This window comes from Hymenobacter persicinus (assembly GCF_004167665.1).
Taxonomy (GTDB): Bacteria; Bacteroidota; Bacteroidia; order Cytophagales; family Hymenobacteraceae; genus Hymenobacter; species Hymenobacter persicinus.
This window is the reverse complement of record NZ_SEWE01000035.1, coordinates 18,927-40,924: the sequence shown is the minus strand read 5'-3', so window position 1 is coordinate 40,924 and position 21,998 is coordinate 18,927. Positions and strand designations below refer to the sequence as shown.

Annotated in this window: 20 protein-coding genes and 1 tRNA gene; 11 read left to right on the top strand and 10 right to left on the bottom strand. The window is 64.3% G+C overall.

Features of this window, described 5'->3' with window-relative positions:
- The first annotated feature begins 133 nt into the window (after positions 1-133).
- Positions 134-1,624, top strand: coding sequence for a pectate lyase family protein (locus EWM57_RS15380; protein ID WP_242510093.1), 1,491 nt, complete (start codon positions 134-136; stop codon positions 1,622-1,624).
- A gap of 13 nt (positions 1,625-1,637) precedes the next feature.
- Here the strand turns inward: EWM57_RS15380 and EWM57_RS15375 are convergent, their stop codons facing one another.
- The 4 genes from EWM57_RS15375 to EWM57_RS15360 form a co-directional block, all read right to left on the bottom strand.
- Positions 1,638-2,342, bottom strand: coding sequence for a LytR/AlgR family response regulator transcription factor (locus EWM57_RS15375; RefSeq protein ID WP_129922046.1), 705 nt, complete (start codon positions 2,340-2,342; stop codon positions 1,638-1,640).
- Between the two features lie 35 nt (positions 2,343-2,377).
- Positions 2,378-3,439, bottom strand: coding sequence for a sensor histidine kinase (locus EWM57_RS15370; protein WP_129922045.1), 1,062 nt, complete (start codon positions 3,437-3,439; stop codon positions 2,378-2,380).
- 323 nt (positions 3,440-3,762) lie between these two features.
- Positions 3,763-4,719, bottom strand: a complete 957-nt coding sequence (locus EWM57_RS15365) for a DUF4886 domain-containing protein (protein ID WP_129922044.1) — start codon at positions 4,717-4,719, stop codon at positions 3,763-3,765.
- A 48-nt stretch (positions 4,720-4,767) separates the two neighbouring features.
- A complete protein-coding gene (locus EWM57_RS15360; protein WP_129922043.1) occupies positions 4,768-5,931 on the bottom strand; it encodes a hypothetical protein in 1,164 nt (387 codons plus the stop codon).
- A gap of 231 nt (positions 5,932-6,162) precedes the next feature.
- On the opposite strand from EWM57_RS15360, the gene EWM57_RS15355 reads away from it, so the two are divergent.
- From EWM57_RS15355 to EWM57_RS15340, 4 genes are all read left to right on the top strand, one after another.
- A complete protein-coding gene (locus EWM57_RS15355) occupies positions 6,163-7,383 on the top strand; it encodes a tetratricopeptide repeat protein (protein ID WP_242510092.1) in 1,221 nt (406 codons plus the stop codon).
- Positions 7,384-7,454: 71 nt separating this feature from the next.
- On the top strand, positions 7,455-8,900 hold the full coding sequence (locus EWM57_RS15350) for an aldehyde dehydrogenase family protein (RefSeq protein ID WP_129922041.1): 1,446 nt from the start codon (positions 7,455-7,457) through the stop codon (positions 8,898-8,900).
- A gap of 168 nt (positions 8,901-9,068) precedes the next feature.
- Positions 9,069-11,108 (top strand): FAD-dependent oxidoreductase, encoded by a 2,040-nt coding sequence (locus tag EWM57_RS15345; RefSeq protein ID WP_129922040.1) that lies wholly within the window; start codon positions 9,069-9,071, stop codon positions 11,106-11,108.
- 99 nt (positions 11,109-11,207) lie between these two features.
- Positions 11,208-11,630, top strand: coding sequence for a hypothetical protein (locus tag EWM57_RS15340; RefSeq protein ID WP_129922039.1), 423 nt, complete (start codon positions 11,208-11,210; stop codon positions 11,628-11,630).
- A 27-nt stretch (positions 11,631-11,657) separates the two neighbouring features.
- On the opposite strand, the gene EWM57_RS15335 is transcribed toward EWM57_RS15340, so the two are convergent.
- On the bottom strand, positions 11,658-13,337 hold the full coding sequence (locus tag EWM57_RS15335; protein ID WP_129922038.1) for an ArnT family glycosyltransferase: 1,680 nt from the start codon (positions 13,335-13,337) through the stop codon (positions 11,658-11,660).
- A 332-nt stretch (positions 13,338-13,669) separates the two neighbouring features.
- Between EWM57_RS15335 and EWM57_RS15330 the strand changes: the two genes are divergently transcribed.
- From EWM57_RS15330 to EWM57_RS15320, 3 genes are all read left to right on the top strand, one after another.
- Positions 13,670-14,176: a hypothetical protein gene (locus EWM57_RS15330; RefSeq protein ID WP_129922037.1), complete on the top strand. Its 507-nt coding sequence runs from the start codon at positions 13,670-13,672 to the stop codon at positions 14,174-14,176.
- 105 nt (positions 14,177-14,281) lie between these two features.
- A complete protein-coding gene (locus EWM57_RS15325) occupies positions 14,282-14,800 on the top strand; it encodes an acyl-CoA thioesterase (protein WP_129922036.1) in 519 nt (172 codons plus the stop codon).
- A gap of 104 nt (positions 14,801-14,904) precedes the next feature.
- Positions 14,905-15,471, top strand: a complete 567-nt coding sequence (locus tag EWM57_RS15320) for a type 1 glutamine amidotransferase domain-containing protein (protein ID WP_207218329.1) — start codon at positions 14,905-14,907, stop codon at positions 15,469-15,471.
- 72 nt (positions 15,472-15,543) lie between these two features.
- Here the strand turns inward: EWM57_RS15320 and EWM57_RS15315 are convergent, their stop codons facing one another.
- Both EWM57_RS15315 and EWM57_RS15310 read right to left on the bottom strand, forming a co-directional pair.
- Complete coding sequence (locus EWM57_RS15315) at positions 15,544-16,065, bottom strand: DUF6992 family protein (RefSeq protein ID WP_129922035.1); 522 nt, start codon at positions 16,063-16,065, stop codon at positions 15,544-15,546.
- 87 nt (positions 16,066-16,152) lie between these two features.
- Positions 16,153-16,860: a porin family protein gene (locus EWM57_RS15310; RefSeq protein WP_165370537.1), complete on the bottom strand. Its 708-nt coding sequence runs from the start codon at positions 16,858-16,860 to the stop codon at positions 16,153-16,155.
- Positions 16,861-17,062: 202 nt separating this feature from the next.
- Between EWM57_RS15310 and EWM57_RS15305 the strand changes: the two genes are divergently transcribed.
- Positions 17,063-17,137, top strand: a tRNA-Val gene (locus EWM57_RS15305).
- 76 nt (positions 17,138-17,213) lie between these two features.
- Entirely contained in the window at positions 17,214-18,119 is a 906-nt protein-coding gene (locus EWM57_RS15300; protein WP_129922033.1) for a histone deacetylase family protein, read from the top strand.
- Between the two features lie 7 nt (positions 18,120-18,126).
- Here the strand turns inward: EWM57_RS15300 and EWM57_RS15295 are convergent, their stop codons facing one another.
- The 3 genes from EWM57_RS15295 to EWM57_RS15285 form a co-directional block, all read right to left on the bottom strand.
- Complete coding sequence (locus EWM57_RS15295; protein ID WP_242510091.1) at positions 18,127-18,828, bottom strand: methyltransferase domain-containing protein; 702 nt, start codon at positions 18,826-18,828, stop codon at positions 18,127-18,129.
- Entirely contained in the window at positions 18,821-19,933 is a 1,113-nt protein-coding gene (locus EWM57_RS15290; protein ID WP_129922032.1) for a type III polyketide synthase, read from the bottom strand. Before EWM57_RS15290 ends, EWM57_RS15295 begins: the two co-directional genes overlap by 8 nt.
- 61 nt (positions 19,934-19,994) lie before the next feature.
- Entirely contained in the window at positions 19,995-21,110 is a 1,116-nt protein-coding gene (locus tag EWM57_RS15285) for an NAD(P)/FAD-dependent oxidoreductase (RefSeq protein WP_129922031.1), read from the bottom strand.
- Between the two features lie 173 nt (positions 21,111-21,283).
- Between EWM57_RS15285 and EWM57_RS15280 the strand changes: the two genes are divergently transcribed.
- A complete protein-coding gene (locus tag EWM57_RS15280; protein WP_129922030.1) occupies positions 21,284-21,652 on the top strand; it encodes a T9SS type A sorting domain-containing protein in 369 nt (122 codons plus the stop codon).
- The last annotated feature ends 346 nt before the right edge of the window (positions 21,653-21,998 follow it).

Here is a 21,998-nt window from a genome sequence, read left to right as displayed (position 1 = left end):
GACAACGTTTGCGCAAAGAAATCCGGCGCCGGCCGGTGTCCGCACCGAAGCATTGTGGTAATATCAACGAGCCGGCCCCGCCTACTGAAGGCGCTGATTCCGGTGCCGTTCCGTTCCCGCTTATTCCCATCCCATGCTCTTCGCCCGACTCTACCAGCGGCTGCGCTATTCGCCCTTACGCCACGGGGCTGCCATCAGCTCGGTGGCGCTGGTAGCCCTGATTACCAAGCCCGCCGCCGTGGTTCCGCTGGCTTTCCCGGGGGCCGAAGGCGCCGGGCGCTACACTTCCGGGGGCCGGGGCACGGTGCAGGTGCCCACCACCGTGTTTGAGGTGACCAACCTGCGCGACGACAATCAGCCCGGCAGCCTGCGCTACGCCCTGACCAAGGGCGCCGGGCCGCGCACGGTCGTGTTTCGGGTGTCGGGCACCATTCACCTGACCTCCCCGCTGACCATCAGCAAGCCCAACACGACCGTGGCGGGGCAAACCGCGCCCGGCGACGGAATCTGCCTGGCCGACTACCCCGTGAGCGTGAAGGCCCACAACGTCATCGTGCGCTTTCTGCGCTTCCGTATGGGCGACAAAAACCAGAACCAGGGCCAGGTCGACGGGGCCGGCGGCGACGATGCCTTCGGGGGGCTGCGCAACTCCCGCCTGATTGTCGACCACTGCTCCATGAGCTGGAGCACCGACGAGGTGTGCTCCGTGTACGAGGGCGACAGCACCACGCTGCAGTGGAACCTGATCAGTGAGCCGCTCAACTACTCCTACCACTTCGAAGCCGGCGACAAGGACTTCGAGCGCCACGGCTTCGGCGGCATCTGGGGCGGGCAGCGGGCCTCGATGCACCACAACCTGTTTGCCAGCTGCAACAACCGCACGCCCCGCTTCAACGGCAGCCGCTACACCCACCCGGCCGGGTTCGAAAACGTGGACTTTCGCAACAACGTCATCTACAACTGGGGCGAAAACAATGTGTACGCCGGGGAGGGCGGCAACTACAACATCGTGGGCAACTACTACAAGTACGGCCCCGCCACGAAGGAAAGCGTGAAAGCCCGGGTGCTGAACCCGTATAAAATCACGGAGGGCAAAAACCCGCTGCCCTACGGCAAATTCTACCTGGCCGGCAATTACGTGGACGCCAGCGCCGAGGTGACCCGCCACAACTGGCGGGGCGTGACCATGAACGGGGGCACCGCCGCCGACACCGTGCTGGCCCAGGCCGCCCAGCCCTTCGACCTCGGGCCCGTCACGACCCAGCCCGCGGCGGCGGCCTACGAGGCGGTGCTCCAGGACGTGGGCGCCACCCGGCCCCGGCGCGACACGCTCGACCAGCGCATTGTTCGCAACGTGCGCACCCGCACTGGCCGCCTGATCGACGTGCAGGGCGGCTACCCCCACGGCACGCCCTACGAGGTGTCGCAAAAAGCCTGGCCGGTGCTGCAATCTGTGCCGGCCCCCGCCGACGCCGACCACGACGGCATGCCCGACGCCTGGGAAGCCGCGCACCAGCTCAACCCCAAAGATGCCGCCGACCGCAACCAGCGGGGCCTCGACGGCTACACGATGCTGGAAGTCTACCTCAACAGCCTGGTGGCCACTGCGGGGGTACGGAAGTAGGCCGCCTGGGGCCCTACTTTTTAAAAAAAGCCAGCACCTCGGCCTTGTAGGAGTTGCCGATGGGAATGTAGGTGCTGTCGTTGAGCACCACGTTTTCGGGCTGGAGCAGCTTGATGTGGGCCGCGGCCACGATAAAGGAGCGGTGCACCCGCAGAAAGCCCGGCCCCAGCAGCTCCACCATGTCCTTCATGGTCTGGTGGAGCAGGTAGCTTTTGTCGGCCGTTGTGATTTTGACGTAGTCCTTGCTGCCCTCCACGTACACAATGTCGCGGTGACTGACTTTGAGCAAGCCCTGGCGCTCCTTGACGAGCAGAAACTTTTCCTCGGTGGAGTCGGCGGCCGGGGCGGCCTGCACGGCGGTCAGGCGGCTGATGGCCTTCACAAACCGCTCGTAGGAAAAGGGCTTGAGCAGGTAGTCCAATACGTCGAGCTCGTAGCCTTCGTAGGCGTATTCGCGGTAGGCCGTGGTCAGGATGGTTTTGGGCGCTTCCTTGAGCGTGCGCAGAAAGTTGAGGCCCGTCATCAGGGGCATTTCGATGTCGAGAAACATCAGGTCGACGGGGTGCTGGGTCAGGTGCTCGAAGGCCTCCATGGCGTTGCGGCACTTGCCCGACAACGTCAGGCCCGGCGTCTGGGCAATGAACTGGGTGAGCACCTGGTGGGCCAGCGGCTCATCGTCCACGACGAGGCAGCGGATGGGAGCGGGGGTGTTGGTCATAACAGAGCCTGAAGGCAGCGGCCGAGGCCGGCAAGTTAGATGTGCAGCGTAAGCTGGGCCCGAAAGCGGCCGTTGGTTTCGGTGAGCAGCAGCTCGTGGGCGTCGGGGTAGTACAGGTTGAGCCGCTGGCGGATGTTGGCCAGTCCGATGCCGCCAGCGCGCCGGGGCGAAGCCGCGGGCGGGGCGGGCAGCATGTCGTTTTCGATGGTGAACTGCAGGTGGCCCAGGGCCGCAATGAGCGTGGCTTCCACGTTGCCGGCGTCGGCCAGGTGGTGGCGGCCGTGCTTAAAGCTGTTTTCGACCAGGGGCAGCAGCAGCAGCGGGGGCACCTGGAGCTGGTCGGAGGTGCCGGTGGCCGTGAAGCGGATGCGGGCCGAAGGGTAGCGGCGCTGCTCCATTTCGAAGTAGTTTTCCAAAAACACCACCTCCTCGGGCAGGGCAATGTACTCCTTGCCGCTGTCGTAGAGCACGTAGCGCATCAGCTCGGACAGCAGCAGAATAAAGCGCGGCGTTTCGGGGGAGCCGGTCAGGCTCAGCCCGTAGATGCTGTTGAGGGTATTGAACAGAAAGTGGGGCTGCAGCTGACTTTTGAGCTGTTCGAGCTGCAAAGCCAGGTTGTCGCGCTCCAGGTGGCGGCGCCGGTTTTCGTGGTCGAAGGCCACGCGCACGAAGGCCACGCAGCCGAAGCTGATCAGGTCGATGACGGGCAGCTCCAGATTCCACCAGGGCGGCAGCAGGGCCAGGTTGCGGAAGCTGCCGCCCAGCGTGCCCAGGTAGGCAAACAGCCGGGTGGTCAGCTCGTAGTTGAGCCGGGAGCCCTGCCAGAAGTACACCAGCGTGATGGTGAGCAGCATGAAGTAGCGCCGACGCCGCACCAGCAGCGGGAGCAGCCAGCGGTAGTAGGGAACCACGTAGAGCGTGGCCAAGCCGGCAAACGCGGCCAGGTGCGGGTACGGAAAATCAGAGGCTACCCGCGGATGGGGCGGGAGCTTCTCGAGGTACCACGAGTATTTGTAGAGGCCAACGTACACCGCCCACATCAGGAGCTCAAACGCCAGCGGGAAGCGACTGGGCCGGTCGGAGTCTTGTTGCTGCATACGCGCAAGTTGCTGTTTTTTCGGGCGAAAGCCGGGTTTACCGGCGCCGGGTTTCGACTAACGAGGGTTATTCTTCGACTAAAATACCAAGGAGCAGAATTGGTCGGGTTTGGGTGGGTGATGGTCGAGTAATAGGACGAAGGATGGATTCAATGTTGTTGTTTTGTATCGTTCCCAGTCGCTCAGCGGCTTTCTACTCCGACATAAAACCCTGGTTCCTATCCTCCTTTTCGATCGAACGTAATAGTATCTCTACTTACCGTATAGCGGCGGCGGCAACCTCAACAGTTGCCGCCGCCTTTTTTTGTCCCGTCCGCGGCGACCTACTTCCCGGCGGCCGGGGCCTTGTGGGGCACGTGCCGCGCCCGACTCACCTGCTCCTGGGCAATGCGCTGCAAGCGCACGGCGTCGGCGGGAGCAATGCCCAGCTCGGCGGCGGCCTGCTCCCGTCCCCCCAGCATCTGCGGGTTGCGGCCCGTGAGTTCGGCAAACAGCACGCAGGCGTTCAGGTAAGCCCCCCAGGTGCTGGGGTGATAGTGGTCTTCACCCCATAAGTCGAGCTTGCCGCCCTCGGGGGCGTAGGGGTTGCGCACGGCCACGCCGGTTTGCACGGCCCGCAGCCAGGCATCCCCGACGGGCACCACGCCCGCCAGCCGTGAATCTAGCCCCAGCACTCCGTAGTAGGCCGCGTGCAAGTCCCGGGTCATCGAGTCGATGGGCAGGCCGCTGTAGGGCACCTCGGGCGGGTAGTGCAAGTCGGCCCGGGGCCAGGTCTGGTAGAGAAACACGCGGGCGGCGGGGTTGGCTGCGTGCACGGCCTGTTCGAGCCGGACGGCGTACTCCCGAAACAGCTCAGGCTTGCCGGTGCGCCGGACCGGCAGGGGCCAAGTGCTGTGCTCCTGGAGCACCACCACGTCCCAGCGCGGCTGCTGAATGACGGCCAGGGCATTGTCGTAGTGGTACTGCAACGACTGGCCGTTGATGGCTTCCAGGTGCACTTCGTAGGCTAAGCCAGCCTGGTCGGTGAGCTTCTTGAAGATGCCCGGCGTGCCGCCCCAGCCGGGTGCCCGCGCGGGTTCCGGAGTCCGGACCAGCTCATTTCTGACGCTGTCCGTGTTGTAGCGCAGCACCGGCGGGTACTTGCCGTGAAAGAAGCTGTTGCCCACGAACAGAATGATTGTAGGCGCCGTCTTGCCTTTGGCCTGCGCCCACGCCCCGGCCGGCCCCGCCAGCAGCAGGGTGAACAGCAACAGCTGACGGAACAGGGGGTGGGGGAGCACCCGGCAAATATACTGGCCGCCGCCCGCTGCGCGCAACCGGCCGACAGCTTACCGGGCCGGCGCCAAGGCCCGCAGCTCGGCACTGATGCGCTGGTCCCAGCGCTGCTGAGCGGCGGAGTTGCTGCCGTTGCTGGTTTCGGCGTCGTATTGCTCCTGCAGGCGGTTCATTTCCTGAAACGAGGTGAAGTAAGCCAGCTGCATCGTGGCGTTGTAGTCTTCCACGGTCAGGTTGGCGGGCTGAATCTTCTGCTTGAACCGCTCGGCGACTAGCTTCACCAGGTCGAAGTGGCGCTGCTCGTGGTTGAGGGTATAAGCGTCGCGGCTGGTGGCCGAAATCCAGGACGAGTGCCGGACCACGAACACTTTCACCTGCACGCGCAGGTGCAGCCACCCCTGCTCCATCGTGGGCTGGGCGCTGAAGGCAAAGCTGGGAAACACGGCCGCCGCGTAGTGCCCCGGCCGGGTCGGCCCCAGAAAGTCGGCCACGGCCAGGGGGCGGCCGGGGGCGTAAAACAACGTGTCCGGGTCGGTATTGCGGGTGTAGTCGTCCAGGGTCAGGCACACGCCCCGGGCCAGCACCGGGTTGTGGCGGGCCTGCTGATTCATCCAGGTGTTGAGGTAGTTCAGGGCCTCGCTCAGCGCCTGGCGCAGGGTGGGCTCCACTACCGTCAGCTGCCGGGCCGGGCGCAGGTAGCGGGCCGCCCCGCGGTAGGTAGTCAGGGGCAGGCGCTGGCCGTTGCGGGCCCACTCGAAGGTCATGCCCACCGTTACGCGCCCTTCCACCTGCCCGGGCGCCCCGGCCACGGGCTGTTCACTGATGCGGCACTCGGTGAGGCGAATCGTGACGGGGCGCAGGGCGGGGTTGCGGGCCAGGCTCTGCTGCACGAAGCGGCGCAGGGCCGGCAGGCTGCCGCCCTGCAAATCGACCTGCTGCAAGCTGCCCGGGCCCGGGGCCGGGGCCGTCGGCAGCGCCCACAGCTCGGCCACGGCCAGCGGAGTGGGCCGGGCATCTTCCAGGGCGGCCACGTAGAACTCCCGGGGCTCCAGGCGCAGCTGCGGGGCCTGGAGCACCAGCGGGGGCAGCGGGGCCGGGGCGGGCTGGGCGGCCGTAGCCAGCAAAGCCAGCAGCAGTAGGCCTGCCACCCGCCCCGGGCGGCACAGCCCGCATCCGACGGCCTGGGCAAACGAAGAAACAGCTAGAAATAAGCGCATACTGCGGGCTCCCCGGATAAGGCGGCTGAACCCGGCCCGGGGCCACCCGGATTCCCGACTGCAACACGAGCGGGCAAGAATTAGTGTGCCGCGGCGAACAGGTTCAAGCAAAAGATTGTCTTTCAGGCGGAAAGAGCAGGCCCCAGCCCGCCCAGAAAACTAACCACCCCCGCTGCTATCTTAGCGGCCCCCGTAGCGCCCCGCCGTCGTATGTATCGTAACCGCCTTCTTTTGCTGCTTCTGCTCGTGCCTTGGCTTGGCTACGCCCAGCGCCCGGACAGCGCGCGGGTGCCGGTGATGCGCAAGATTGACCTCAGCAACGTGGACGTGGCGCCCACGGCGGATTCCAAGGGCTGGCTGCTGCTCGATAAAGACATTCAGACCGAGCTCGACGGGGCCATTCACAACCTCTACAACTTCAAGTTCGATAAGGCCGAAAAGCAGTTTCGCTCCCTGCGCCGCCGCTACCCCGAGCACCCTTTGCCCTACCTGCTCATGGGCCTGAGCCAGTGGTGGAAAATCATGCCCACGAGCCTGAAGGAGAAGAAGTACGACAAGATCTTCTTCGCCTACATGGATACCACCGTCACCAAGGCCGAGGTGCTCTACCGCCAGGATGGCAAAAACTACGAGGCCTGCTTTTTTCTCTCGGCCGCCTACGGCTTCGACGCCCACCTCAACGCCGAGCGCAAAAACTGGAGCAAGGCCACCGTCAGCAGCAAGCGGGCCCTCGACTACCTCGACAAAAGCAAGGAGGCCAACGGGCTGAGTCCGGAGTTTCTGTTCGGGCAGGCCTTGTTCAACTACTACCAGGTCTGGATTGCCGACAACTACCCGCTGCTGCGCCCCGTGATGCTGTTCTTCCCCAAGGGCAACAAGCAGCTCGGCCTGCGCCAGCTGCGCAGCGCGGCCGACAACGGCTTTTATACGGCCACCGAGGCCAAGTTTTTTCTGATGCAGATTCTGTTTGACGAGGAAAAAAACCTGGCTGCGACCCTGCCCACCTCGCACTATTTGGCCACCAATTTCCCCGACAACGCCTATTTCCAGCGCTTCTACGCCCTGAACTGCTTTCACCTCAACGACCAGGCGGAGTGCGAGCGGGTCAGCCGGGAGATTCTGGCGAAAATCAACCAGGGGCTGCCCGGTTACGAAGCCATCAGTGGGCGCTACGCCACCTACTTCCTGGGCACCTTCATGCAGCAGCGTCAGCAGTACGACAAGGCCCGGGAGTATTTTCAGCGCTGCGTGGTCTTTGCCGAAAGCACCGGCGAAACCAGCAGCGGGTTTTACCTGTCGGCCAATCTGAACCTGGCCCGCCTCGCCGACGACGCCCACGACACGCCGGCCGCCGTGCGCTACTATTCCGAGGTCGAGGACAAGGCCGCCCGCGACACGCCCCAGTACCGCGAGGCCAAGGAATACCTCAAAGCCCACCGCAAAGACTCGTAGCGGCCCAGACTTGCTTTTCGGGGGCGGCTTGCCGACCTTGACTGCTTCCCACTCTTTTTTTCGCGCTGCCCATGTCTTCTGCCGTCTCTGCCCCGCTAGCCGTTGTGAGTGAAGAAACCATTGCGGCCCTGTTCGAGCGGCTGCGGGCGCGCAGTGCGGCCCTGCGCCAGGAAAATTGGGAAGCCCGGGCTGCCCGCCTGCGCAAGCTCGCCGACTGGTTGAGCCGCAACCAGCCGCGCATTCAGCAGGCCTTGTACGCTGATTTTCGCAAGCCCGGCCCGGAAGTCGACCTTTCGGAAATCTACACCTCCCAGATTGAGCTCCAGCACACGCTCCAGCACCTGAAGCAGTGGATGAGCCGCCGCCGGGTAGGCACGCCGCTGCCCTTGTTCGGGGCCCGGGGCTGGGTGCAGCCCGAGCCCAAGGGCGTGGTGCTCATCATTGCGCCCTGGAACTACCCGTTTTACCTGGCCCTCGACCCGCTGATTTCGGCAGTGGCGGCCGGCAACTGCTGCATTCTGAAGCCCTCGGAAATGACGCCCGCTACCAGCCGCCTACTCCGGGAGCTGGTCGAGGAAACCTTCGACCCGGCCGAGGTGGTCGTCTGCGAGGGCGACAAGGACGTTTCGACGGCCCTGTTGCGCCTGCCTTTCGACCACATTTTCTTCACCGGCAGCCCTCAGGTGGGCAAAGTGGTGATGCGGGCCGCCGCCGAGCACCTTACCTCCGTGACCCTGGAGCTGGGCGGCAAGTCGCCGGTGGTGGTGGACGAGACGGCCAACCTGCGCGACGCGGCCGAGAAAATCGTCTGGGGCAAGTTTCTCAACGCCGGCCAGACCTGCGTGGCCCCCGACTACCTGCTGGTGCACGAACAGGTCCGCGACGAGCTGGTACAGCAGATCCGGGCCGCCACCCGCCGCCTCCACGACCCCGCCGGCGAGGGCGTGCAGAAGTCTGATTCCTTTGCCCGCATCGTCAATAGCCACCATTTTCAGCGCCTGAGCCAGCTGCTGGAGGAAGGGCAGCGGCGGGGCGGCACGCTCGAAATGGGCGGCATCGTCGACTCCACGGAGTGTTTTATCGAGCCCACCCTTATCGACGGCGTGCCCGAGGATGCGGGCCTCTGGCGGGAGGAGATTTTCGGCCCCATCTTGCCCATGCGCACTTACCGCACGCTCATGGAGGCGGCGGACTTTATCAACCAGCGGCCCCGCCCGCTGGCGCTCTACCTGTTTTCGCGCAGCGCCGACCACCGCCGTTACCTTTTGCAGCACGCCCCCTCCGGCGGGGCCGCCATCAACGACACGGTGGTGCATCTGATGCACCCCGAGCTGCCCTTTGGCGGCCTGGGCAACAGCGGCATGGGCCGCTGCCACGGCCGCTACGGCTTCGACACGTTTTCCAACCTGAAGGGTGTGCTCCAGCAGCGCGTGGGCGCAACCACGGTGAAGCTGCTTTACCCGCCCTACACGCCCAAGGTCCGGCGCATGATTGCGCTGGTGATGCGCTGGTTTTAATCCGCCGGTTTCTGCCTCTGATACTTGCGACCCCCGCCCGTGCCGCGGAGAATTGTTCTCAGCAACAATGCTGCATGCCGAGTATTTGAGAAAAATTGCCGATATTTTCGGAGGCCTACGCTCTCTGATTCGGAGCCGGGGCCTTGTTCCTGCTCCACTCCGCTGCTCATGCTGCCCACCGCCGCCCACCGCCTCACCCTGCGCGCCCTCGCCGACACGTTTATTCCCGGTTTCGAGGGCAAGGCCGACCACGCCGACTTCTGGCGCCGCCGGGGCTCGGAGGGCGTCGACGTGGAGCTGGTGTTCGAAGCCATTGCCGAGCAGCCCCAGGGCGCCCAACAGGAATTCTGGAAGCTGCTCGGGTTGCTCGACAGCCCCATGCTGGGCCTCACTTGGCTGGGTCCGCTGAAGCCGTTTCACCGCTTATCGGGGGAGCAGCGCCAGCAACTGCTGCGCAGCTGGGCCCAGAGTAATTTGCCCCAGCTGCGCAAAGGCTTTGGGGCCCTGCGCAAGCTGCTGCTGTTTCTGTATTACGGCAGCTCCAGCGCCACGGTGCCCAACGGGGCCTGGGCAGCTATGGGCTACGCCGGGCCACTGCCCGACGACGTGGTCGACTCGCCCCGGCCCATCCAGACCCTGCAGCCTATTGCCGACGTGACCTACGACTGCGACGTGCTCGTGATTGGCAGCGGAGCGGGCGGCGGGGTGGTGGCCGGGGAATTGGCTGCCGCGGGCCAAAACGTGCTGATGCTCGAAAAAGGGCCCTACTGCCACGGCTGCGACTTCACCCAGCGCGAAGTAGACATGCTGGGCCGGCTCTACGACGCCAAGGGTACGCTCAGCACCCAGGACGGCGGCGTGGGCCTGCTGGCCGGCAGCTGCCTGGGCGGCGGCACCACCGTGAACTGGGCCGGCTCGTTCCGCACTCCCGACTACGTGCTTGAGGAGTGGGCCCGGGAGCATCAGGTGCCCCATTTCACTTCCCAGGAATTCAAGCGGAGCCTCGACGCCGTATCCCGGGCGCTGAGCGTGAACACCGACTACACCCGCCACAACGGCCAGAACCAGGCTCTCTGGGACGGCTCCACGAAGCTGGGACAGGAGGTGAAGCTGATTCCGCGCAACGAAAAAGGCCTGACCGACGCGGATTTGCACTTTCAGGGCCTGGGCTACTCCACGCTCGGCGACCGGTACGGCATCAAGCAGGGCACGCTGAATACCTACCTGCTGCGGGCCTTCGAGCACGGGGCCCGCATACTGGCCGATACCCGGGTGGAGCGCGTAACCATTGAAGCCGGGTACGCCACCGGCGCCGAGGCCGTGCATACCACCGCCGACGGCCGGCCGGTGCGCGTAACCGTGCGGGCCCGGCGCGTGGTAGTGGCCGGCGGCGCCATTCAGTCGCCGGCCCTGCTGCTGCGCAGTGGGCTGCGCCACCCCCACCTGGGCCAGCACCTGCATCTGCACCCCACCGTGGTCGTGTCGGCACTGTACCCGCACCGCATGGACCCCTGGCACGGCCCGAGCATGTCAGTGGTCAACGACAGCTTTACGAAGCTTAACGGCACCAACTTCGGGGCCAAAATCGAGACGCCACCCGCCCACACCGGCCTGATGGCCATGGTGCTGCCCTGGCTCAACGGCGAGCAGCACAAGCAGATGATGCTCGACGCGGCCCGGCTGGGCAGCTTTATCGTGCTGACCCGGGACCGGGACGGGGGCCGCGTGCGCATCGATAAACACGGTGCCCCACTCATCGACTACGCCCTCAGCGACTTCGACCGGGCCAGCATGCTGCAGGGCGTGCGGGCCGCCGCTGAAATTCACGCCGCCGCCGGGGCCACCACCGTGTATTTGCCCCACGGCACGCTGCCCACCCTGCACGCCCAAGATGGCCGTATTCAGAACCCGGAAGTGCTGGACCGCTTGCCCCACCTGAGCTGGAAAGCCAACCAGTTTGGCCTCTACAGCGCCCACCAGATGAGCACCTGCCGCATGGGCGGGGGAGCTGCCACCCACCCGGTGGGGCCCAACGGCGAGACCTACGAGGTGAAAAACCTGTTCGTGGCCGACGCCTCGGCTTTTCCGGCTTGCAGCGGCGTTAATCCCATGCTTACCATTATGGCCCTCGCTCACTACACAGCCCAGCAGCTGAAGGCTAGCAGCCCGGCCACCCGGCCGGCGGTGCGGGCCGCGCAGCTAACCTAACAGTCCGAAAAAGTGGTGGGTTGGCCTGGTTCCGATGAAGCAGATAGCCACGGCCGGGGCTTTTCGCGTAAGCAGGGCGCACTCTCACCCCTTCGTCCCATGCTTTCTGCTCGTCCGCTGCTTTTTCTGGCTTTGTTCAGCACGCTTACTTTCAGCTGTGCCCGGCGCAACAAGGCGAATATTCCCGAGGCTAAATCGGTAGCTGTGGCCCCGGCGCCGGCCGCCGTACCCAAGGCCGCCGCCCGCGACCTGGCCGACGTGATGACCGACGAGCTGGGCCTGAGCGCCGACCAGCAAACCAAGGTCCGCAGCATTCTGCGCAGCACCGTGGAGCAGGTCAACGACGCCCGCCAACGCTTCGGCACCGACAAGGTGGCGCTGAACACCGAGCTGCGCCGCATCAATACGTCGGCGGAAAGCGACCTGCGCACCGTACTCAGCGCCGAGCAGTACAAGCAGTACCAGACCAAGAAGCGGGCCATGCAGGCCCAGATGCAGGCCAAGCGCGCCGCCGTTAAGTAAAGCCACAGCCATGCTGCACCCGGCAGCTCAGCGGGGGCGAAGTACGGAAATGAACCAGCGCCCATCCTTGCGCTGTCGGCCCAGGTAAAAGCTGTCCACTGCTTCAACTAGGAGGTGCTGCCGCCAACGCGCGGGCAGTTGGGCTAGCGTGCGTGCGGAGGAAAAAACGGCCACCGGCAGCTGCTGCAGCGGTAGCGAATCGGTGGCTGGTTTCCACAGGGGCACGGACCGGCCGGCGGCCCACACCTGCTTCACGGGCATTTCCTCTAGGCTGTACCACGGCAGCTGCCGGAGCGCGGGCCGGAGCCGGGCGGCCCGCAGCGTATGCAGCCCGGCCTCGGCCCGGCGGGCTTCCCAGCGCGGGTAGGCCGGCAGCAGCAGCCCCAGCAGCATCGACATCAGGGCCAGGGAAGTGGCCATCAGCGGGCGGGGTCGCAGCTGCCACCCGGCCCATAGGGCAACTGCCGCCAGCAACGCCCCTAGTAATAGTGCCAGCCCAAAGCGCACCGTACCCGGCGTCAGGTCCGGCAACCTGACCACTGCCAGAGTTACCGGTACCGCTGCGCACACCAGCGTCAGTACCCCGGCCCAGAAGCGCAGCCAGGCCCGGTCGGCGCGCGCAGGGTGTGGCCGGGCAAAACTAGTTTCCCAGGAGCGCAGCATGCCGGCAATCAGCAGAGCCAGCGGGGGCAGCAGCGGCAGCATATAGCGTTCCTTTTTTTCGGGCACGAAGCTCAACAGCAGCAGCGCCACCACCAGCCAGCCCAGCACAAAGCGGTAGGGCACGAAGGCTTGCAGACGAGGCCGGGCGTAAGGCACGACCAGCGCGGCCAAAGCCGCCGCCGCCCACACTCCGCTGAAAGCAAAGAAATTCCAGTAGTACCACGGCGGTTGCACGTGCCGCTCCCGCCACGCCGTCACCTCCGTCTGGGCTACGGCCAGGGCCATCGGCTGCACGTGCCAGTACACGTAGAGGGGCCAGCTCACGCCCACGGCCAGCGCCACGGCCGCCGCCAGCAAGGCTCCCCGGCCGTGCGTCCGGATGCCGGCCCCAAGCGGCGGGCTCACCAAGTAGCTGCCCACAAACGGCAGCAGCACGCCGTACAGCGCCACGGGCCCCTTACTCAGTATCGACAAGCCCAGCAGCAGCCCCGCCCCGGCAAAGCTGGCGTAGCCCGGCCCGGTTCCGCGCCAGCCCCGCACCAGCAGCCCCAGGGCCCCAACCAGAAAGCCGTTGGCAAAGATGTCCCACTGCCCTTCGCGCCCGGTGGTGACCACCAGCAGGCTGCTGGCCACCACCAGGGCGCTCAGCCAGGCCGTGCGGCCCGGGGCTGCTGCTTCCCCGGGCAGGTTAGCGGTAAGCTGCCGGGCCAGCCCCCAGCAGCAAAAAACCAGCAGCGTGGCCATCAGTGCGGCGGGCAGGCGCAGCAGGGCCAGGTTTTCGGTGGGGCCGGTCAGGTGCTGCAGGGCGGCCACGGCCCAGGTCGGCAGCGGAGGCTTGGCTAGGCGCAGTTCCCCGTTCATGGTGGGCAGCAGCCAGGAGCCGCCAGCCACGATTTCGCGGGCGGCCACGAAGTTGCGCGCTTCCATCAGGCTGACTTCGGGGGCGCCGGCATTGACGAAGAAGCTGAAAACGCACACGACGAGGACCGCCACCACCCGGCCAAGCGGACTTCTGCGGCGGGAAAAGGCGGGCGGATACGACACGGCTTGAAAGCTTAGCTGCCCGGGCCCGCAGGCCGGAGCGGTTGGTAGAAAACCCAGCCGTCTGGGCCACGGCAATGAACCCGGGGCGGCGGCGCAAACTGTTGAGCTTGAATTGTCTGGAGTAGTCTGACAACAAAAAAGTACGGGGTTTGGCGGTTTGGTGGGCGCTGGGCCGTCTCAAGAGGCGCGCGGGCTATGCCCAGGCAACCCCGGCGGCGCCCACCGCATCTGGTCGGGTGTGCCCAAGCCGGGCCCCGGATGAGAAGGTGGTCTTCGGCCGGAAGTATGCTGGTAAATCTGTGAATTAAGCTTCGCTAAGCCCCCTTTACGCCATGAAAATCCGCTTTTTACTCGTTTTGGCTGCCGGGCTGTTCGGGGCCGGCAACGCCCGTGCCCAGGTCAGCGCGGCCGAAAACCAGGCCCTGGCCAAGCAGCTCGCCCAGCTGATGCGCAACCCCAGCAAGCCCAAGCAGGACGTGTACCTCACCCTGCGCGGCTGCCATGCCGAGCAGGTTATCCGCGACCGGGACGCCGACGTGCAGATGAGCAAGCCTTTGGCCGTGAGCTTCGGCAACGGCACCTCGGGCTGGGCCGTGAAGATGGACAACGGGGTATTTGAGATGAAAATGGCCTTCGAGTGGGCCGACGTAACCTCCCTGACCTACGCGCCCGACACCGACGACGACGGCCGAAAGCATTACCAGATTACCATCAAAAAGAGCAAAAAGGGCAGCAATACCAGTTTCGACCTGCCGCTGTATACCACCAACGAGGCCACGGTGAAAGACGTAGTGCGCCGCCTCGAAAAAGTGCGTCGTAGCTGCGGCGGGGCCAACTAACGACCACCGGCGGGCCCCTGCGCTGCCTGATGGAGTGCTGCCCGGGCGGGTCAGCCGCGCCGATTCCCGTACTTTGCGGCCCAGATCTACTTTGCTCTTTCGCCCATGGCCGCCCCAACCCTACTGCGCACGCCCGAAACCACCCACCGCATCCATTTTCAGGACTGCGACATGCTGGGCCACCTCAACAACGCCCGCTACCTCGACTATTTTCTAAATGCCCGTGAGGAACACACCACCCTGCACTACGCCCTCAACCTGGGCGAAATGGCGAGGGTGGAAGGGGCCGGCTGGGTGATTACCAAGCACCATTTGGCTTACCTGCGCCCCGCCAACCACGGCGAAATCGTGCGCATCAAAACCCAGCTTATTCATTTCGACAACTCCAACCTGGTGGTCGAAATGCAGATGCTGAGCGAGGACGGCAGCCGGCTGAAGGCCGTGCTCTGGTCGGAAATGGCCTTTGTGCGCGTGGCCAGCGCCACCCGCACCGACCACTCCGATGCGCTGATGGACCTGCTCGACCAGCTCGATGTGCACGACGTGAACTACGACCCCGACGGCTTCGACGAGCGGGTGAAGCAGCTGCGCAAACAGCTCAAGCGCGACCGAAAGGAGGAATAATGTACCAACCGTAGTTGCGTTTCTGCGTTAGTAAAAAGCCAGTTTCCTGCCGGGAAGCTGGCTTTTTACTTTCCCGATCTATTTACTCGCCAACCCCAAAACCCATGAGCATCTTCAGCAAAGACAGCCTGAAAGGCAAAAAAGTAGCTATCCTGGCCACCGACGGCTTTGAGCAGTCGGAACTCGAAAAACCCAAGAAATTTCTGGAAGACGAAGGCGCCGAAACCCACGTTATTTCCCTGAAAAGCGGCTCCATCAAGGGCTGGGACGAGAAAGACTGGGGCGATAAGGTCAGCGTTGACAAAACCATTGACCAGGTGAAAGTAGCCGATTACGACGCGCTGGTGCTGCCCGGCGGGCAGATGAACCCCGACGTACTACGCACCGAAAAGGCCGCCGTCAACTTTATCGGCGATTTTGCGCGCTCCGGCAAGCCCGTGGCCGCCATCTGCCACGGCCCCTGGACCCTGATTGAGGCCGACGTGGTGCGCGGCAAGAACATTACCAGCTGGCCCAGCCTGCAAACCGACCTCAAAAACGCCGGCGCCCACTGGACCGACCAAACCGTCGTCGTGGATGGCAACATCATCACCAGCCGCAACCCCCAGGACATTCCCAACTTCAACGACAAGATCAAGGAAGCCCTGCTTAAAACGACGGTTTCGGCATAACGCCCAACAATCCACAAAAAAGCTCCCCGCTGGCCTGCGTTGCCGGTGGGGAGCTTTTTTGTGGGAAATATTTTAGGGCAGCAGGGCCAGCAGCTGGGCGGCGTAACGGTGGTAGACAAAGTAAAAGCTCGCGTCGAAGAGCAGCAGAAAGCCGCCCTGCAGCCATAAGGACTGGCCAAAGCCGAGCAGGCGCTCCGGCCGTTGGTCGGCGCTGGCGGCCCGGGCCCGCAGCCAGCTGCCCACGCCGAGGTAGGCCACGTCGAGGCCGGCGTTGAGCACCAGAATTTTTTCGAAGTCAAACTGGGCGCTCAGGCTGGCGGCCAGCGTCAGGCTCGCCACCCGGTTGGGCTGGGCCCGTAGCATGCCCACCACGGCCAACACGGCATTCACGAAGTTCCAGCCCACGTTCATCTGGTGGAAGTAGTGGGCGGAGGTGCGGTTGTCGGTGCGGGGCAGCCAGTAGCCGCTCACCACGAGGTTGAGCAGCGCCCAAGTGCCGAGCACGGCCATGCCCCGTTCGGCCAGCAGCTCCCGGGCGGGGTTGAGGGCGGGCAGTAGGGCAGATGCAGCGGCAGGCAGCAGGGCGGAAGGCATAACGCGAAGATTGGCAAAAAACCGGGGCACAAAAAAAGGAAGCCGGCGGGCTTCCTTTTTTTAGTTGCATAGGGTCAGTAAGACAGACTAACGGGCAAAGCCCAGACCGAGGTAGACCTGGAACACGCTGTTCTTGATGTCGTCGATGGCCTTGTTGCCCGTTACGGCCACTTGGTTGTTGATAACGTCGGCGAAGCCGGCCGTGTAGCGAGCCCCCACGCGGGCCGGACCTACCCGGGCTTCGGCACCCACGGCGAGGCCGTAGTCGAGGCTGTTGTAGCTGTAGCCGTACACGTTGCCCTCGTTGGCAATCTTACGCTCCTTGCCGTCTTCCACCACCTTGGTGAGCAACGACACCTGCGGACCAGCGTGAATGCTCACGTTGTCAACGATGTTGTAGACCAGCAGTACGGGCAGCTGCACGTAGTCGAGGCGGCGCTCATTGACGGTGGTCGTGGAAGTGCCGTTGTTGTAGGTGGAGCCACCCTTGAAGCCCTGCCGGCTGTAAAGCAGCTCGGGCTGGATGGAGAGGTGCGAGTTGAAGCCGTACTGGCCATACACCCCGGCGTGGAACGACTTGTAGTTCGAGCCATCGGTGTAGTTCTTCTTGTTGTCGCCGTACACGTCGGCCAAGTTGAAGCCGCCCTTCACACCGAAGCCGGTGTTGCGGGAACTCGTGCCGCCGGAGCCGCCGGCATAGTCGGAGGAAGAGCGGGCACCGATTTTATCAATTTCCTGAGCAAAAGCAGAGACGCTAGCCAGCGCCAGCGCTAGGAGTAGGGTGAGTTTTTTCATGAGTGCAAGCGGTTTTTTTAGTCGGGAATAAGTCCGCGGGAGCGAGAGCGGAAGCATGCATTGGTAAGGCGCTATACTTTGCCCCGGGCAGAAAGTTGCGCGCGGAGCCGAACCAGCAGAAAAAAACTTACGGCCGCGAGTCGGATATTTCGGCCTGGCTCGTACCTTTGGCGCCTTCCGGCCGTCGCCAGAAGGACTTGATGGGATATTAGCTCAGTTGGTTCAGAGCACTACCTCGACAAGGTAGGGGTCACTGGTTCGAGCCCAGTATGTCCCACATCAACCCCAAAATCAGCAGCAGCTGCCCCCGCCCGGAGGCAGCTGCTGTTGCGTTTACGCCGTACAGGTAGCCTATGCTTTCCATTGCCTGGGCCCCGCTCTACGCCCACCCGCTGCCCGCCGGCCACCGCTTTCCAATGCTCAAGTACGAGCTGCTGCCCGAGCAGCTGCTGCGCGAAGGCACCATCAGCGAAGCCAACCTGTTTCAACCCACCCCGCTGCCCGCTGCCGATATCCTGCGCACCCACCGCCCCGACTACTACGCGCGGCTGGTGAGTGGGCAGCTCACCCGGGCCGAGGAGCGGGCCACGGGCTTTCCGTGGTCGGCCCAGCTTATCGAGCGGGAAGTGACGATACTGGACGGCACGGTGGAGGGTGCCCGCCGGGCATTGCGGCACGGCATTGCGCTCAACGTGGCCGGCGGCACCCACCACGCCTTTGCCGACCGGGGTGAGGGGTTTTGTCTGCTCAACGACCAGGCTGTGGCAGCCCATTACCTGCTGGCCCAGGAGCCGACCGTGCGGCGCATTCTCATCGTGGACCTCGACGTGCACCAGGGCAACGGCACGGCCAGTATTTTCCGCGACGAGCCCCGGGTGTTCACCTTCAGCATGCACGGGGCCCGCAACTATCCGCTGCGCAAGGAAGAGTCGGACCTGGACCTGCCCCTGGCCGACGGCACCGACGACGCGACGTACCTGGGGCTGCTGGGCGCGACGCTGCCGCCGCTGCTGGAGCAGGTGCAGCCCGACTTCATCTTTTACCTGGCCGGCGTCGATGTGCTGGCTACCGACAAGCTCGGGCACCTGGGGCTCACGCGCGAAGGCTGCCGGCAGCGCGACGAGTTCGTGCTGCGCCTCTGCCACCGCCACGCCGTGCCGGTGGTCGTGTGCATGGGCGGGGGCTACTCCGAGCGGCTGGTTGACATTGTGGAAGCCCACGCCAACACGTTCCGGCTGGCCCAGAACATTTATTTCTAGCCCCCCGCTAGAAGATAACCTGCCAGCGGAAGGCCCACTGCCAGCGCAGCTCGTAGTTCTCGATGCCGGTCCGGGCCAGGATTTCAACCCAGTCGCGGCGGGTAAACGCCCGGGCCACCGACAGCGGCGCATCGTGTTGCACGAGGTAGGAACCGCGAAACAGGCGGGTGAGCCACTTGATGCTGTAGTAGGCCAGCGGATGCCGGTGCAAATCGTTGATGACGACGCCCACCTGGGCCTGCTCCCGCAGCTGGCCCAGCAGACTCACCAAGTCATCAGTCGGGAAATGGTGGCAGAACAGGCTGCAGGTAACGATGTCGAAGGGCTGCTGGCGGAATTCGGGGGAGAAAATGTCGAGCTGCCGGAAGCTGATTTCGGGAAACGAGCGGGCCTTGTCGGCGGCGTAGCGGAGCATGAAGGCGTTGGCATCGATGCCCACCAGCTCCACGGGGAGGCGGCGGTGGCGGGCCCAGCGGGCAATGTGGCGCAGCGTGTCGCCGCCCCCGCTGCCCAGGTCGGCCAGGCGCAGGGGGCGGCCCGCCGGGAAGCCGGAGCGCAGGCGCGCCAGGGCGTTGAGCACCACCTGGTAGCCGCCCAGCCAGGTGTTGATGGTTTCGAGCTCGTCGAGGTTGCGGCGCAGCTCGTCGGAGGCCAGCGTCAGGTCGTCCATCAGCTCCTCTTCCCGGGCCCGGACGGAGAAATCAGGCATACTGCACTTGTAAGAGCATGGCTTCCAGCGTCAGGCCCGGCCCGAAGGCAAAGCTCAGCACCGGCGCCCCCGCGTCGGCAGCCGTGAGCGAACCCAGCAGTTCGCGCAGCACAAACAGCACCGTGGCCGACGACATGTTGCCGTAGTCGCGCAGCACCCGGTAGGCAAAGCGGTTGTCGTCGGTACTCATGCCCAGCTCCTGCTCGATGGTTTCCAGAATCTTGCGGCCCCCGGGGTGAATGGCAAACGAGTGAATGTCGCGCAGCTTTACCGGCAGCTTCTGCAACAAGTCCTCGGTGAGCTTGCGGATACCCTTCTGAATCATGCGGGGCACGTAGGAGGAAAGCGTCATTTCGAAGCCGAAGTCGTTGATGTGCCAGGCCATGTCGGCGTGGCCGTCGGGCTCGAGGGCGCAGTGGAAAGCCGTCAGGGCCAGGCTCGGGCCCTGCTGGGCGGGCGCGGCCTGCACCAGCGCTGCCGCCGAGCCGTCGCCGAATAAGGCGTTGGAAACCAGGTGGTCGTCTTCGGGATTTTTCTGGAAGTGAATCGTGCACAGCTCGGTGCACACAATTAGCACCCGGGCCTGGGCGTCGGCCTGGCAAAAGGCCTCGGCCAGCTTCAGGGCGTTGAAAGCCGCGTAGCAGCCCATGAAGTTGACGCAGGTGCGGCGGATGTTCGGCGAGAGGCCCAGGGCCTGCACCAGCTCAATGTCGAGGCCGGGGGCGTACATGCCCGTGCAACTGACCGTGACCAGGTGGGTGATGGTGGACAGGGCCACTTCGGGCACCTGCCGCAGGCAGTCCTGGGCCGCCGCCACCGACAAAGGCAGGGCCTGTTGGCGATACACGCCCATGCGCTGCCCCACGCTGGGAAACGGCTCCAGCCCAGGCGTATTGGGAAAAAACGTGTAGTCCCCGTTGGCGCGGCCGTAGTCGGGCAGCACCGAGTGGCGGTGCCCGATGCCGGTGACGCGGTACAGAGCCCGGAGCTTGCGGGTGTTGGCTTCGTCGAATTGCAGCGCCTCGGCCATGAAGCTGGCAATCTGAGGCTGGGCGATACGGTGGGGGGGAGTAGCAGTGCCGATGGCACAGAGGTAGCTGGTCATTGCCCGCAGTATACGCAATTGCGGGCGCTCCGGCTTGCTGAGTTGCCGTACAAAATCAGGGTTAAAACGCTTGGCCGTGGGTGAGGCGCATCAGGCCGCGCACCAGGGGCGGGGCCAGGCGCAGGCTGCCCACGGCGGCTTCGCTCAGAATAGGGCGCCCAAACAGCCCCTGCACGGCTCGACCCACCCGCAGGCGCGCCCCAAACGCGTGCTGCCACTCCCGGCGGTACGCCGCTTCCAGCGCGGGGCGGGTGGTGTGGCTCTGCAGAAAGTCGTGCAAGTGGCGGCTGGCAATTTCGGCCCCGTGCATGGCCATGGCCATACCGTTGCCGCAGAGTGGGGTAATTAGCCCGGCCGCGTCGCCGCACATGAGCACGTGGTTTTCCACGCAGCTCTTGGGGGCAAAGGAAATTTCGTTGATGACCTCGGGCTGAGAATACAGGAATTCGGCCTCGTGCAGGATGCGGCGCAGGTGCGGATTGCGGGCCAGCACCTGCGCTTCCAGGGCCGGAATCGAGCCGTGGGTTTTGAGGTTTTGCCGGGTGGTGAGGTAGCAAAAGCAGTACTTACCGTCTTCGATGGCCGAAATACCCGCGTAGCCGTCGGCAAAATTGTGGAGCGCAATCAGGTCGCGCGGAAAGTCGAGGCGCAGGTGGTACTTGACGCCCAGGTAAGGGGAGCGGCGCTGGAAAAAGTCGCGCTGGAGCTGCCGGTCGAGGTTGGCGCGCTTGCCGTAGGCGCCCAGCACCGTGCGGGCCGTCAGGGTGCGGCCGTCGGCCAGCGTCACGTGGTGCTGGTCGGCCGCAGCATCGAAGGCAACGTCCGTCACGGTGGCCTGCTGCTCAAACTGCACGCCCCGGGCGCTGGCCTGCTGGTAGAGAAAGTAGTCGAGCGAGTAGCGGCTTACGCCGAAGCCGCCCAAGTCCAGGGGGGCGTGCAGGACGCGGCCGGTCGGGGAGCTGAGTTGAAACCGGGAAATGGCCGCCGGGGCCAGCGCGGCCGGGTCGGCGCCGAGCCGGCGCAGGTAGGGCAGCACCTCGTTCGAGACGTATTCGCCGCACACTTTGTGGAAGGGGTAGCGCTTACGTTCTACCAGCGCCACGGAATAGCCGCGCTGGCGCAGATCCAGGGCCGCCGTGAGCCCGCCTAATCCCCCGCCGATAATGAGAACGTCCAACTTATTCAGGGTGGTAAACGAGTGAGTACAAGGGAGTAAATAGCGTATTTAAAAGGGACTAGTTATATTTTATAACTCTGCTTAATATTACCTATTATCTTTGCAAACCTAATTGAGTGCCTGCCGTTAAGCAACTTATTCGACCCGCGCACTACCTCACGCTACAGTACGCTATGATGAAACGCCTACGCCTTTTTCTTTTACTCGCCTTCTGCTGTCTGGGGGCAATATCAACCACGCTTTCGGCGGCTTCCGCGCAGGTGGCCGCGCCCCGCGCCACGGGTCGCCCCGCCGATGAAAAGTCGTTTCTGGTGTACCCTAATCCCAGCAACGGCATCGTGCACATTGCCATCAACGGCTTCGAAAGCCGCCGGCTGGAACTGCGCATTCTCAACGTTATCGGCACGGTCATCTACCGCGAAACCATAACGGAGCTGAACGGCCCCAAGACGTTGGACTTAACCAAGTTCGCCAGCGGTCTGTACTACGTGAAGCTGGAAGGTGAAAACGCCAGCGAGATGCGCAAACTCGTGATTCACTAAGCTGAGAGCTTTTGAGCCTGAAAAAGCAGCCTCCGGGCTGCTTTTTGCATTTCGGGACGGGGGCATGAGTTAAAAAAAGAGACGCCCCAAGCTGGGGCGTCTCTTTTTTTGGCGTTGTGGGCCGTTAGCGGTTGTTGCGGACCCGAACGGGTGCGGGCTGCAGGGCTTTTTTGGCGTTGTCGAACGTGTTCAGCACAAGCAGGGCAGTAGCCACGGTAAAGCCCAGGAAGATGAGGAAAGACATGACGAAGGAATTAGAGACAAAAGAAAATCAATGCAGCAAACTCTGCGGATTGCGAAGTAGACTAGGTCACTGACTACATGCTTATCAACCGGAAAAACTACG

What these genes read in the sequence shown, in the direction of transcription:
- EWM57_RS15380 (WP_242510093.1), top strand. Translation starts at nt 134, where the DNA reads ATGCTCTTCGCCCGACTCTACCAGCGGCTGCGCTATTCGCCCTTACGC.
- EWM57_RS15375 (WP_129922046.1), bottom strand. Translation starts at nt 2,342, where the DNA reads ATGACCAACACCCCCGCTCCCATCCGCTGCCTCGTCGTGGACGATGAG.
- EWM57_RS15370 (WP_129922045.1), bottom strand. Translation starts at nt 3,439, where the DNA reads ATGCAGCAACAAGACTCCGACCGGCCCAGTCGCTTCCCGCTGGCGTTT.
- EWM57_RS15360 (WP_129922043.1), bottom strand. Translation starts at nt 5,931, where the DNA reads ATGCGCTTATTTCTAGCTGTTTCTTCGTTTGCCCAGGCCGTCGGATGC.
- EWM57_RS15350 (WP_129922041.1), top strand. Translation starts at nt 7,455, where the DNA reads ATGTCTTCTGCCGTCTCTGCCCCGCTAGCCGTTGTGAGTGAAGAAACC.
- EWM57_RS15345 (WP_129922040.1), top strand. Translation starts at nt 9,069, where the DNA reads ATGCTGCCCACCGCCGCCCACCGCCTCACCCTGCGCGCCCTCGCCGAC.
- EWM57_RS15340 (WP_129922039.1), top strand. Translation starts at nt 11,208, where the DNA reads ATGCTTTCTGCTCGTCCGCTGCTTTTTCTGGCTTTGTTCAGCACGCTT.
- EWM57_RS15330 (WP_129922037.1), top strand. Translation starts at nt 13,670, where the DNA reads ATGAAAATCCGCTTTTTACTCGTTTTGGCTGCCGGGCTGTTCGGGGCC.
- EWM57_RS15325 (WP_129922036.1), top strand. Translation starts at nt 14,282, where the DNA reads ATGGCCGCCCCAACCCTACTGCGCACGCCCGAAACCACCCACCGCATC.
- EWM57_RS15320 (WP_207218329.1), top strand. Translation starts at nt 14,905, where the DNA reads ATGAGCATCTTCAGCAAAGACAGCCTGAAAGGCAAAAAAGTAGCTATC.
- EWM57_RS15315 (WP_129922035.1), bottom strand. Translation starts at nt 16,065, where the DNA reads ATGCCTTCCGCCCTGCTGCCTGCCGCTGCATCTGCCCTACTGCCCGCC.
- EWM57_RS15310 (WP_165370537.1), bottom strand. Translation starts at nt 16,860, where the DNA reads ATGAAAAAACTCACCCTACTCCTAGCGCTGGCGCTGGCTAGCGTCTCT.
- EWM57_RS15300 (WP_129922033.1), top strand. Translation starts at nt 17,214, where the DNA reads ATGCTTTCCATTGCCTGGGCCCCGCTCTACGCCCACCCGCTGCCCGCC.
- EWM57_RS15295 (WP_242510091.1), bottom strand. Translation starts at nt 18,828, where the DNA reads ATGCCTGATTTCTCCGTCCGGGCCCGGGAAGAGGAGCTGATGGACGAC.
- EWM57_RS15290 (WP_129922032.1), bottom strand. Translation starts at nt 19,933, where the DNA reads ATGACCAGCTACCTCTGTGCCATCGGCACTGCTACTCCCCCCCACCGT.
- EWM57_RS15280 (WP_129922030.1), top strand. Translation starts at nt 21,284, where the DNA reads ATGATGAAACGCCTACGCCTTTTTCTTTTACTCGCCTTCTGCTGTCTG.